The sequence below is a fragment of the Paraburkholderia susongensis genome, from assembly GCF_900177725.1.
In the GTDB taxonomy this organism is placed as follows: Bacteria; Pseudomonadota; Gammaproteobacteria; order Burkholderiales; family Burkholderiaceae; genus Paraburkholderia; species Paraburkholderia susongensis.
The window spans coordinates 1-12133 of the sequence record NZ_FXAT01000018.1 but is presented as its reverse complement, the minus strand read 5'-3'; the positions used below and the strand labels follow the sequence as shown (position 1 = coordinate 12133).

The window sequence follows — 12133 nt, the reverse complement described above, 5'->3', positions numbered from 1 at the left end:
CAGCCACGCGTCTCGGCGCGGCCCACCGTCGTTCCCGGGTACGCACGAGCCGGCTGTGTCTACTGCTGCCGGCTCAACTCGCGCGCGGCGCGATCGATCGCATCGGCTACCGCGCCCGCGTGCGACACCGGCGCGAGGTGGCTCGACGCGACCGGCACGACCTTCGCGCCGATTCGCTCGGCCATCTGCTTCTGCAGCGCCGGCGATACCGCGCGGTCCTTCGTCGTCAGCACGTACCACGACGGTTTCTCTTTCCAGCCGACCTGATCGACCGGTTCGTTGAACGCTTTCGCCGCGATCGGCACCTGCGCGGCGGCGAGTACGCGCGTGACGGTTTCGGGCACGTCGGCCGCGAGGTCGGCGCGATAGTGCGCGCGATCGAGCCACAAAAAGCCGTTGGCGTCCGCGCTGATGTTCTGACCCGCCGGCATCGGCGCCGCGTGCTTCATCACGTCCACCGCCGATTCGTGCAGCTCCGGCGCGAGCGCGGCGACATACACGAGCCCGGCGACGTTCGGCGCATTCGCCGCGACCTCGGTGATGACGACGCCGCCCCACGAGTGCCCGACCAGCAGCACCGGACCGTCCTCGCGCGCGAGCACGCGGCGGGTCGCGGCGACGTCGTCGGCGAGCGAGGTGAGCGGGTTCTGCACTGAGCTCACGTGATAGCCCTTCTGCTGGAGCTTCGCGACGACGCCGTTCCAGCTCGAACCGTCGACGAAAGCGCCGTGCACGAGCACGATGTTGCGCACGGGGCCGGCGAGCGGCATGGCGGGGGGCGTGTTCGGAGCCGAGGCGGCGGCAGTGGGAGCGGCGGTGGCCGCTGGGGGCGCCTGCATGGCGGGCGCGGGAGCAGGCGCCTGCGGCGCGCTCGCTTCCTCGGCCGGCTGGGTGGCAGGCTCGTCGCCGGACTGCGATCCGGCCGGCGGCGTTTCAGCCGATGGAACCGCAGGCGTTGTCTGGGCGAGCGCGCCCGCGCCCGCGAAGCAGAGACACAAAACGGCGGCGCAAAGCAGACGTTTGGGCAACATGCTGAGTCTCCGCAGGCTGAGAGGTCGACTACGGCAACATACCGAAGCCCCACTGTGGTGACAATCACAATCCTCGCGCTTAGGTGCGGCGGAGAACCAACGCGGGTTGCTCCGAATGTCGGAGGATTATCGGCCGGGATAAAATTATGGGTTTTGCCGGGCCGAACCACCACGTCCGGCTGGGTAAGGCTGGGTACTTTACCCAGCGGTCTACATACAGCGATCTCCATACAGCAGGGCGCAATGAATAGTGCACAGCAGCAAGAGGGCCTGAAGCGCGGGCTCAAGAATCGCCACATCCAGTTGATCGCGCTCGGCGGCGCGATCGGCACGGGTCTCTTTCTCGGCTCCGCGAGCGTGTTGCAGGCGGCCGGTCCGTCGATGATTCTCGGCTACGCGATCGGCGGCGTGATTGCCTTCATGATCATGCGCCAGCTCGGCGAGATGGTCGCGCAGGAACCGGTCGCCGGCTCGTTCAGCCACTTCGCGTACAAGTACTGGGGCGACTTCCCGGGCTTCCTGTCGGGCTGGAATTACTGGGTGCTCTACGTGCTCGTGAGCATGGCCGAGCTGACTGCGGTCGGCACTTATGTGCATTTCTGGTGGCCGGGCGTGCCGGCCTGGGTGTCGGCGCTCGTCTGCTTCGCGGCGATCAACGCGATCAATCTCGCCAACGTGAAGGCCTACGGCGAAACCGAGTTCTGGTTCGCGATCATCAAGGTCGTGGCGGTGATCGGCATGATCGTGTTCGGCGCTTATCTGCTCGCGAGCGGACGCGGCGGTCCGCAGGCGACGGTCGCGAATCTGTGGAGCCACGGCGGCTTTTTCCCGCACGGCTTTCACGGGCTCTTCTCGATGCTGGCGGTCATCATGTTTTCGTTCGGCGGGCTGGAGCTGATCGGCATTACGGCTGCCGAGGCCGCCGAGCCGCGCAAGAGCATTCCGAAGGCCGTCAACCAGGTGATCCTGCGGATTCTGATTTTCTACATCTGCTCGCTCGCGGTGCTGCTGTCGCTGTATCCGTGGAACGAGGTGGCGGCGGGCGGCAGCCCGTTCGTGATGATCTTCTCGCAGATCGGCTCGACGCTGACCGCGAACGTGCTCAACGTGGTGGTGCTGACCGCGGCGCTCTCGGTGTACAACAGCGGCGTGTACGCGAATAGCCGCATGCTCTACGGTCTCGCCGAGCAGGGCAATGCGCCGCGCGCGCTGCTGAAGGTCGACCGGCGCGGTGTGCCGTACATGGCGATCGGTTTGTCGGCGCTCGCGACGTTCGCGTGCGTGATTATCAACTACGTGATTCCGGCCGAAGCGCTCGGTCTGCTGATGGCGCTCGTGGTCGCCGCGCTCGTGCTGAACTGGGCGCTCATCAGTCTCACGCATCTGAAGTCGCGCAAGGCGATGATGGCCGCGGGCGAAACGCTCGTGTTCCGTTCGTTCTGGTTCCCGGTCAGCAACTGGATCTGCCTCGCGTTCATGGCGTTGATTCTCGTGATTCTCGCGATGACGCCGGGTCTGTCGGTATCCGTCTGGCTCGTGCCGGCGTGGCTCGTGCTGATGTGGATCGGGTATGTGATCAAACGCCGGCGCGAGCATGCGCGGCGCGGGGTGGAGATGGCGGGGCGTTGAGTGGAGTGGTGTGCGGAGACTTGATACTCGTTGCCGGCTTGCGGATAGTTCGTCGGAGCGAAGCACTTCCGAATCTCGTCCCGCGTGGCCGGCGTGTCTTCGATAGGCTGGCTTTGTGTTGCTCGAAATGGTTTCCATCCTCTCTGCCGAAGCTGATCCTGTAAATCGATGAGGAGCCCCATGGCGTCGTTAGGCGGTAGGGGTTCGACTTGTGGTGACAGGCAAAGACACCTATGAGCACGAACCCCATCTATCACGACGCGGAGATTGGCACTATTGCCTATTCGCGTACTCGCAAGAGCGTGCAACTCGACTTTCAGCAGACGAGTGGTGACGATATTCATCTGACGTTCTCTGGTGTGAGGGCGTTTCGCGTCAATGACTTCGGTTTGCAGAACGTCGTGTCGCGTGTGCTCGTTTCAACGTCGCGCGTGTTCTCAGCGGACGAGGTTCGAGACTATCTGCAATGGGCGCACAGTCAGCACGATTACAAGGCGTCCCTCGCCGATGCCAAAGCAACCGAAATTGAAAGAGCGCTTTCGCAAGGGGCACTTTTTCTGTTTGTCGTCGAGCCGTCGGTCGGCGCGGAAATCGTCATTCTGTGCGAGGGCATGGAGATTACTGTGTAGCCACAGATGCAGTTCTAGCCGACTCTCACAAGTCGGCTTTTTTGTGCATCATCGAAGGCAACGGAGATTTTTGGGCCGTCGCCCATGTACGGACAACCTGTCGCACGGTATTTATTCTGATCGCTGCCGATCCGGGCAGCGGCTTCAGATAGATCGTCGACACACCTATGTCCCTGACTGTATTTGAGATGTGCTCCGTGGAACTGTGCTGTCAGAGACCACTGGGCGCCCGTTATGTTATCTGCGATGAACAGCACTACAAGGTGTGCCTGAGAAAGGCCGCCGACCTCGGGAAGGCCAAAGCAGATACCCGGGAATTTCTCGGTATTGCCGGACTGAACCGTCGCGAGTGGGAGAAGGACGGGAATCTGGTCAGGAGTATCCAGAAGCGTGGCTGGCTGTGGTTGCGTGGTGTTCGGGACCGCAACCCCGACACCGATGGCTGGTGGGTTATCAATGCGCTTCTCTCCGAGGTGCGCAGGGGCTCGCTGCTTGCCATCAAAGGCCCTCGTGCTGACCTGTTTCCACGACCTCACAGCACGCCGTTGAGGACTCTTCCGGCGAGCGCAGTCTATCTCCCGAACGGCAAACCCAGGCTGTCCGGCCAGTATGATCCGGCCATCCGGCAAGGCCGGTTGGTCGCTGCGCGCGCGGCCATGCCTCGCGGCAGCGGCGGCAGTCTGCTCGATGCGACTGGCGCTGGTGCGTTGGCCGGTGACCGCGGCGCGAACGCGGATAGCGCAGATGGTAGCGGCTTGGCCGACGATGGGGGCACCTCAACGCTGCTTGGCGACGCGCAGTCGTTCGAGTACCAGACGAATATACCTGATGGTGACTCATTCGACATTGCCAAAACGCCGAACGATGGCGAGCCTGGTACGTGGTACACGAATCCGGGCAGCGGTCAGATGCGGCTCTTTGGTGATGATGGAAAACCCGTTGTAGACCTGGATTTCGACCATTTTCACAATGGCATGAAACCGCACGCGCATAACTGGAATGGCAGCGCGAGAGACGGTGGGGACATGGTTGTACCTTTCAGTCCCTGGAACCCCTGATGGATGGATCAAGATGAAAATTATCGAACAATACGAATCGTTTCACGACTGGTATCTGCTCGGCATAGCAGCAGACGTGGATAAACAGGTTGTCGAACTTCACCTTATGTTCGACAACAAGAAAGACCGGGTACGGCTGTCGTTTGGCGGGGCTACCCGATGTTGGGCCAACGATTTTCTGATACAGAACATCATGTACTCAATCAAGGTGCTGACCGATTTCAACTCGGACGAGTACCGGAAGGGACTCGCCTTGCTGGACAAATCTTATTCCTGGGGGAAAGGGAAGCCGTTGAAAAACATTGCGTTTGTCCAGGCCACACTAGGCGCTGAATTGCTTATAGAGTTTGATTCTCTTGAAGTAGAACCAGAACCATCTGTTTAGGGTGCTGGAAAACGGGAGGCCGACTCTCGTGAGTCGATTTTTTGTGGGTCATCGAAAATTTTGACGACTACGACAAAACCGCAACGAGCAAGCATTGTTTTCTACGACGAAGAGACAGACCAGATCAAAGTGTGCAATGTACTTCGATCGAAGGTTCAGACCGTGCTCGATCATGCAATGTCGATGCCTGTACCGCCTGAAGCGCAGGAACATTCGGACCAGCCGATCACGAATGAGGATGCACGTCAACTCGACGGAATGATGATGTTGCTTCAAGGCTATGCCAATCCCGAGCTTCGCGAGCGGCTTCAGATCACAACGGCTGAACAGATGAACTGGACGCCGATGAAACCACCCACTGAGTAGTGGGCGCGTCAGCAACGCGCCTTCTTGAGGGTGCGTGCAAGGTCTATCGCCGCCGCGTATTGCCTGGCATTCCTGCAAGACTGCCAAATCGGCTCGCACCGGACCGGAATCGGTCAGGCGTGGCGAAGACAGCTCTCATGCCGCGAAAATCCACATCAACCTCGCGCCAAACGTAGCTCATGAATCAGGTTGATGAGCGCGCGTAACCGCGCCGGTACGAAGCGGTGGCTCGAGTAGTAGAGCCTCAGTCCGCCAAACGACGGGCACCATGGAACCAGCACGGGCTTCAGCGCACCGGACTTCAGTTCTTGCGTGATGAGCCATTCGGTGATGAAGCCGATGCCCAGCCCCAGCAGTACCGCCTGCTTGATCGCGGGCAGCTCGTTGAGCGCCATACGCACGGGCAGATCCATCTGCAGCTTCTGACCGTTGCGCTCCAGTTCCCAGTGATAGATGCCGCCGTGCGACATGCGCATGCCGATGCTCTGGTGCTTGAGCAGGTCGCGCGGATGCCTCGGCGTGCCGTGGCGCTTGAGATACTCGGGCGTGGCCACGACGAGCATGCGGATGTCATGCGAGAGCGGCACGGCGATCATGTCCTGCGGCACCGATTCGGCCAGGCGGATGCCCGCATCAAAACCTTCGGCGACGATATCGATCATGCGTGACTCGCTCACGATGTCGATACGCACCTCGGGGTAGCGCTGTGCATACAGGCTGAAGAGCGGGTCAAGCAGCAGGAATGCCGCACCGTGCGGAGCATTGATGCGCAACGTGCCGCTGGGCGTGTCGGGGCCGGTGCTGGCTTCTTCGCCGGCGCTTTTGATTTCGGCGAGCGCGGGCGCGATGCGCTCCACATAGCGCTGCCCAGCGTCGGTTAACGCCACGCTGCGCGTTGAGCGGTTGAACAACCGCACCTTCAGGCGCGCTTCCAGTCCGGCCACGGCACTGCTCACGGCTGTGGTGGACATGCCCAGTTCCAGCGCCGCACCGCGAAAGCTGCTGCGGCGCGCGACGGCCAGAACCACTTCCAGTTCGGTGATTCCTGTGCGGTGCATGAATTGTCCTGATTTTCCGGATGCCTCATCATAGAAAAGACAGCTTATCAGAACAATAAACCCTCTCTAGACTGCATGGCATAGCGACCCCAAAGGAACTGTCATGCAACGCATTGAACACATCTATATCAACGGCGAATTCGTCACGCCGCACGGCGAGGAATGGTTCGATCTTCACAATCCCAGCACCGAGGAAGTCATCGGCCAGGTTCGCCTGGGCGACGCGCAGGACGCGCAGCGCGCCATCGCGGCGGCCAAGGCAGCGTTGCCAGCCTGGTCATGCACCACGCGCGAGGAGCGCCTCGCCGCGCTCAGGCGCATGCACAAGGCCGTTGCCGCACGCGAGGACCAGTTGATGGAAGCCATCGTCATGGAGTACGGCGCGCCTTTGGTCCGCGGGCGCTGGATGGCGACCTATCCGGCCGATGTCATTGCTCAGGCTATCGACACGCTTGAAGCGTTCGCCTTCGAGGAGCAGGTGGGCACCGCGCGCGTGGTTCTGACGCCCGTCGGCGTGGCCGGCCTGATCACGCCCTGGAACAGCAACGCCGGTTTCATCTGCAACAAGCTCGCTACCGCGCTGGCAGCGGGCTGCACCGCCGTTATCAAGCCCAGCGAGATGAGCGCGATGCAAACGCAGATCGTGATCGAAGCCTTGCACGAGGCGGGCTTGCCGCCCGGCGTGTTCAACATCGTCAATGGTCGGGGCGAGGTGGTCGGTGAAGAAATTGCGCATCATCCCGATATCGCCAAGATCTCGTTCACCGGCTCGTCCGCCGTGGGCCAGCATCTGGTGAGCGCGGGTGCCGCGACCATGAAGCGTGTGACGCTGGAGCTGGGTGGCAAGTCGCCCACCGTAGTGCTGGACGACGCGGACTTTGCGGCCATCATGCCGTTCGTGCTGCAGGCTGGCTTTGCCAACAGCGGCCAGGCGTGCATTGCAGGCACGCGCATCCTCGTGCCGCGCCACCGGCTCGCCGAGTTCGAGCAGGCTGTCCAGGAGGCCGTCCCTCACATCAAGTCCGGTGATCCGCGCGATACCGACACCGCCATCGGTCCGATGGTGAGCGCCAAACAGTGGGAGCGCGTGCAGAACTACATTCGCATCGGCGTGGAGGAAGGCGCGCGGCTGCTGGCGGGTGGCGAAGGCCGGCCCGATGGTCTACAGGCGGGCTGGTTCGTGAAGCCCACCGTATTCACCGACGCCACCAACCAGATGCGCATTGCGCGCGAAGAAATCTTCGGACCCGTGCTGACCATCATCCCTTACGACGACGAGGCCGATGCCATCACCATTGCAAACGATACGCGCTATGGCTTGAGCGCCCTGGTGCTCGGCCAGGACCTTGACCGTTGCGAGCGCGTGGCACGCCGGATCGACTCAGGCCGCGTGCTCGTGAATACGCTGGCCCATGAGCCGCGTGCGCCGTTCGGCGGCTTCAAGCATTCGGGGCTTGGGCGCGAAATGGGCAGGTGGGGGATGAATGCGTATCTGGAGCCCAAGACCTTGTTGATGGGACAGGGGTGAGCGCGGACGTCGGTGCCATTGGCTCCATGTGATCAGTCGCGGCATGCGGCTATGGCACATCGCGTTTTTTCAACACCGCTTTCAGGTCTTGCCGCATCGGTGTCAGGAACTGATTGGCTGGTCCACTATCTTCCTTGCAGCTACCGGCGAAGCATCCTGTTCGGTGATGCCTTCGCCGACGATCATGCTTTGGCCGAGCATGGCTTTAGCGGTGACTCGGCGCAAGTTCTGCCGATAGTTTCTGACCTTCATGCCGCATAGGGGGCGCAGAAGGTGGCAGCGAAGGTCGCTGAACCGAAGATCGACGGCGCGCGGGTCCTTCCTACGAGTGTTCACAAGGCGGGCGCGAAGACACGCGAATATCGGGTAGCTAAGGGTCTATGAAGGTGTTCGCATTGTCGGGTTTGCATCCGTTCCGGGCCGACTGATTTCAGCGTGTACAGGTTTCGGGTGCGAACAATGCGAACCATCATGCAGATGTGTTGTGGCAAATGCGAATATCGCCACGAGTGGATGCTCCGGACGGAATGTGGAACCGTCCGGGTGCAGCGACAAGCCGGTTAGTCGCGCAAAAGACCTCTCAACTCGTCAAAAAACGAAGCGGTTGTGTAGCCCCATAAAATTGGATTGAAATCAAATCCGTATGCAGCATAGAATTTTTCATCAAGATTTTCACCTGCTTCTTGTTCGAATTTGTCTATTTCACATAACATGTCTGCAATCTCCTGAGGAGAACTGTCTCTCTTGAAGCAAGATACAACTTCCTCCAGGGTATCACCCCAAAGATCGCTGTCCTGGTTGAGATATCCCCCGAAAAGGACGTAGAACTGGGGATATGATTCTTCGTTCATCATTTCAGTAGATAAGACGTCAAAACGTAATATGGCATTCCATTGTATTCTTCAAGTTTAATGACAATCCGAATCGTACTCATGTCCTTTAATTCCCCGCTTGCTCGAATAACTCCATAGCCCACTTTTCGTTCGACATCCTGAATTAGGACCAGAGGTCGCTTCGATTCTGATTGAGCCCAACTCCTGATTTGCAGCGTGTTGGACTCCATCACCCTGGAGATCGCCCATTCCGCCGCCGGTAAATCTCGAAACGACGATACCACGTCTCTTTTGGGTTCCAGGCGCAGCCTCTCCCGTAACTGCTCTGCGGTCCTCCCTACATGCTTCTCTATCGTGTGCCCTCCGAGCCTTGGGTTGAGCGCTTTCGCCTCGTGCATTTGCAGATTGATCCGGCCCATCGTCACGCTGGCGGCGCGCGCAGCCTTGATTGAGCCAGCGAAGCCGAACGGCACGACGATATCGAGCGAGAGGCCGATATTGTTCGCCATGTCGGGGCTGACCTTCATCGCTTCGGCCAGCTTCGCCGTTCCCCGCAGCGTCAGAGTAGCCGTGTCCTGTCCCGTCCATACCTGCCGAAAGCCGGCCGCCGCCGTATCCGAGCCGTGCACGCCAAATGCAATGCGCCCTGCCTTGCTGGCCATCGTCGGGTCCGGCAGCACACAAAGCGCGGCGGCTCCGGCCATCTCCAGCACGCCGCCGACGACCTGAAGGCCACCCCAGAGCCTGTTGGACGCCATCTCCGACCGGCTGATCGACTGGCGGGTCAGCACCGCCGCCAATTGGGGAGCGCTGAGCACGACACGCATGCCGTCCGAATCCTGTTGATACAACATTTCGTAATCCTCTGTAGCTGTCGGGGAGCAGTTAACCTAGCAGGCGAATACAGGGACACGGAATGGGCGATGGATGATTTTGGGCTTTCGCTATGTCAACAAAAGTCAATACATGCTCACGCTGGAATTCACGCCGTGATACACCGGCGCAAGCAGATGGCACGAGCGGTCCAGCGCGCCACACAGGGGGCGCAGAAGGTTGCGGTGAGGGTCGCTGAACCGAAGGCCGACGGCGCGGGTTCTTCCCGAGGGCATTCGCAATGCGGGCGCGAAGACACGCGAATATCGGGTAGCTAGGGTGCGTGAGGGTGTTCGCGTTGTCGGGTTCGCATCCGTTCTGGGCCGAGTGATTTCAGTACGTGCAAGTTCGGGTGCGAACAATCATGGATATGTCTTAGGGCAAATGCGAACATCGCCGCGCGTGGATGAACCGGACGACATGGAACCGTCCTGGCGCAGTGATAAGCGGACTACTCGCTCAGAAGGCGTCTCAGTTCGTCAAAAAATGAGGCCGTAGTGTGGCCCCACGGCTCGGGAGAAAATTCATGCCCGTACGTTTTATCGAACGCGATGTCCAGATCATGCGGGTGACTCCTCTGGAACCTGTCGATTTCCGCGAGCATTAGCTTATGGTCAGCGAGCGGGCTATCTCTTTTGTAGCAGGCAACGATGGCAGGAATGGTATCGCCCCATATGTCAAAGTCCTGATTCAGATAGACCCCGAACAGTTGGTTAAGCTCAGGATATTCAGAATGATCCATCGTTAAATCTCAGAATAGGGATGCCGTCATAACATAGTACGGCATACCGTTATAGGTCTCATATCCCACGTCTCGTGTTAGTTCAAGTGGTTTGGATCGTGCCGTAGATTGTGTCCATGCTTGGATGCGAGACGCGTTGTGCTGCATGACCTCTGAAATCGCCCACTCTGCAGATTCGATGCTCCTGAACGACGAAACAGTTGTTCTTTTCGGTTCGTGTTTCAGACGGTTCCTGAGCCATGTTTCGTCCTTTTCAACGTGCTTCAGGATGGTGTGTCCTCCAAGCTTTGGATTAAGGGCCTTCGCTTCGTGATCCATCAGCTTGATCCGGCCCATCGTGATCTCGGATGCCCGTACCGCCTTGATCGACCCGGCAACGCCCACCGACACAGCGATATCGAGCGACAGACCGATATTGTTCGCCATGTCGGGGCTGACCTTCATCGCTTCGGCCAGCTTCGCCGTTCCCCGCAGCGTCAGCGTAGCCGTGTCCTGTCCCGTCCAGACCTGCCGCAGGCCGGCCGCCGCCGTATCCGAGCCGTGCACGCCAAATACAATGCACCCTGCCTTGCTGGCCATCGTCGGGTCCGGCAGCACACAAAGCGCGGCGGCTCCGACCATCTCCAGCACGCCGCCGACGATCTGAAGGCCGCCCCAGAGCCAGTTGGACGCCATCTCCGACCGGCTGATCGACTGGCGGGTCAGCACCGCCGCCAATTGGGGAGCGCTGAGCACGACACGCACGCCGTCCGAATCCTGTTGATACGACATTTCGCAATCCTCTGTAGCTGTTGGGAAGCAGCTAACCTAGCCGGCGAACACAGGGGCACGGAATGGGCGATGGATGATTTTGGGCTTTCGCTATGTCAACAAAAGTCAATATATGTTCACGCTCGAATGCACGCCTTGGTGCGTATGGACGGGCGGGTTAGTGCCGGTTCTGTCCCACAGATCAATGTTTTTTGCGCAGTCAGGCCGGTGTGCAGACGTGTTTTGCCTATGCTTCCATTATCGAGCGGCGCTTCCAGGCAGACTGCCCCGCCGCGGGCCGTTAGGCTACCGTCCGGTCGTGATCGGAATAACTCCGGCCCCAGCCTTGATCTGGTCAAGCCAGAAAAGCATCGAAGGCCCGTGACATCTCGCCGACCTTGGCGGGTTCGGTGATCGAGGCGAAATGCGTTGCCCGCGCGGGCGGTATCGCGCTGACGAGATCGCGTGCTGGATCGCCTTGCAATAGCCTTCCTTGATCGCATGGCGGAATACGCGGCTGATCTAACTGGCCGCGTTCCTCCATCCACGCGAGCGCAAGGCTCTTTTCCTTTCCGGCGAAGTGGTACCTGAAAATCCATCGCTTGCTGCCCGATGGCGTGACAAGCAGGGGGCCGCCGCCGTCATATAGCTTCTGCTATTTTTCTCCCGGCCTGGCGTTACGGAGCGTGACGTCGGACAGCGCCATATTTGCTCCTTCCGCTTTGCGCTACTGCGAAGGGCGCTTTCTGGCCGCTGCGCGCTCGGTGCACGCGAACCCGCGAACGAACCCCTAATGGGGGTTGTTATCGGTGATGAACCATTAGAGGCTATAGAAAACAGAAAACCCGCTCAGCGTTATCTGGTGGGGTTGTGTCGTGAACTGTTGAAATCGGTTGGAGGGTATTTGGTGCCCAGGGCCGGAATCGAAAAATACCACCGGGCGTGGCTGCTAGTTTATTGACACGCTCTTGGTCGGTTCGCATATGTCTCAAGTCGAGACTTCGCTTGGGACCAATTTGGCCGTATGCGACGATTTCCTTGATTGAAAAGGGCGGTCGCGGGTGCGACGCACACCTGCCGACAGTGCTCAATGCATGCAGGCTGTCGTTTGTGTAACGTGAAGATTGGTCGCGTTGAAGACGCAGTGCATAGTGACCGCCGATAGTCTGAAAAGCAGAGCACTAGCGGCTTTGGGAAACACGCCCCCCTGCCGGCCTGCGACTGCGCTTGCGAACGGCAGCTTCGTCCGCC

Annotated in this window: 13 protein-coding genes and 1 pseudogene; 7 read left to right on the top strand and 7 right to left on the bottom strand. The window is 59.9% G+C overall.

Annotated elements, in window-relative coordinates; genetic code table 11:
• Positions 1-59: 59 nt before the first annotated feature.
• Positions 60-1031 (bottom strand): alpha/beta fold hydrolase, encoded by a 972-nt coding sequence (locus B9Z01_RS31875; RefSeq protein WP_085489536.1) that lies wholly within the window; start codon positions 1029-1031, stop codon positions 60-62.
• A 243-nt stretch (positions 1032-1274) separates the two neighbouring features.
• On the opposite strand from B9Z01_RS31875, the gene B9Z01_RS31870 reads away from it, so the two are divergent.
• The 5 genes from B9Z01_RS31870 to B9Z01_RS31850 all read left to right on the top strand — a co-directional run bounded on the left by B9Z01_RS31870 (position 1275) and on the right by B9Z01_RS31850 (position 5098).
• Positions 1275-2660: an amino acid permease gene (locus tag B9Z01_RS31870; protein WP_085489535.1), complete on the top strand. Its 1386-nt coding sequence runs from the start codon at positions 1275-1277 to the stop codon at positions 2658-2660.
• Positions 2661-2893: 233 nt separating this feature from the next.
• On the top strand, positions 2894-3289 hold the full coding sequence (locus B9Z01_RS31865) for a hypothetical protein (RefSeq protein ID WP_085489534.1): 396 nt from the start codon (positions 2894-2896) through the stop codon (positions 3287-3289).
• Between the two features lie 167 nt (positions 3290-3456).
• Entirely contained in the window at positions 3457-4347 is an 891-nt protein-coding gene (locus tag B9Z01_RS31860) for a hypothetical protein (protein ID WP_085489533.1), read from the top strand.
• A 13-nt stretch (positions 4348-4360) separates the two neighbouring features.
• Complete coding sequence (locus B9Z01_RS31855) at positions 4361-4732, top strand: hypothetical protein (protein ID WP_085489532.1); 372 nt, start codon at positions 4361-4363, stop codon at positions 4730-4732.
• Positions 4733-4894: 162 nt separating this feature from the next.
• Positions 4895-5098, top strand: coding sequence for a hypothetical protein (locus B9Z01_RS31850; protein WP_244196206.1), 204 nt, complete (start codon positions 4895-4897; stop codon positions 5096-5098).
• A gap of 155 nt (positions 5099-5253) precedes the next feature.
• On the opposite strand, the gene B9Z01_RS31845 is transcribed toward B9Z01_RS31850, so the two are convergent.
• Positions 5254-6156 (bottom strand): LysR family transcriptional regulator, encoded by a 903-nt coding sequence (locus tag B9Z01_RS31845; protein ID WP_085489530.1) that lies wholly within the window; start codon positions 6154-6156, stop codon positions 5254-5256.
• A gap of 103 nt (positions 6157-6259) precedes the next feature.
• On the opposite strand from B9Z01_RS31845, the gene B9Z01_RS31840 reads away from it, so the two are divergent.
• Positions 6260-7684: an aldehyde dehydrogenase family protein gene (locus B9Z01_RS31840; RefSeq protein ID WP_085489529.1), complete on the top strand. Its 1425-nt coding sequence runs from the start codon at positions 6260-6262 to the stop codon at positions 7682-7684.
• 51 nt (positions 7685-7735) lie between these two features.
• The gene (locus B9Z01_RS35215) at positions 7736-7945 is read left to right on the top strand and encodes a hypothetical protein (RefSeq protein ID WP_143809120.1); all 210 of its coding nucleotides are present in this window, start codon (positions 7736-7738) and stop codon (positions 7943-7945) included.
• Between the two features lie 299 nt (positions 7946-8244).
• Here B9Z01_RS35215 and B9Z01_RS31830 read toward each other — a convergent pair whose 3' ends face one another.
• The 5 genes and pseudogenes from B9Z01_RS31830 to B9Z01_RS36960 all read right to left on the bottom strand — a co-directional run.
• On the bottom strand, positions 8245-8535 hold the full coding sequence (locus B9Z01_RS31830; protein WP_244196205.1) for a contact-dependent growth inhibition system immunity protein: 291 nt from the start codon (positions 8533-8535) through the stop codon (positions 8245-8247).
• On the bottom strand, positions 8535-9371 hold the full coding sequence (locus tag B9Z01_RS31825; RefSeq protein ID WP_085489526.1) for an RNase A-like domain-containing protein: 837 nt from the start codon (positions 9369-9371) through the stop codon (positions 8535-8537). Before B9Z01_RS31825 ends, B9Z01_RS31830 begins: the two co-directional genes overlap by 1 nt.
• Before the next feature lie 470 nt (positions 9372-9841).
• The gene (locus B9Z01_RS31820; RefSeq protein WP_085489525.1) at positions 9842-10132 is read right to left on the bottom strand and encodes a contact-dependent growth inhibition system immunity protein; all 291 of its coding nucleotides are present in this window, start codon (positions 10130-10132) and stop codon (positions 9842-9844) included.
• A 9-nt stretch (positions 10133-10141) separates the two neighbouring features.
• Positions 10142-10903, bottom strand: a complete 762-nt coding sequence (locus tag B9Z01_RS31815; RefSeq protein WP_085489524.1) for an RNase A-like domain-containing protein — start codon at positions 10901-10903, stop codon at positions 10142-10144.
• A gap of 343 nt (positions 10904-11246) precedes the next feature.
• Positions 11247-11404: pseudogene (locus B9Z01_RS36960) on the bottom strand (integrase); the annotation flags it as partial.
• Positions 11405-12133: the final 729 nt, after the last annotated feature.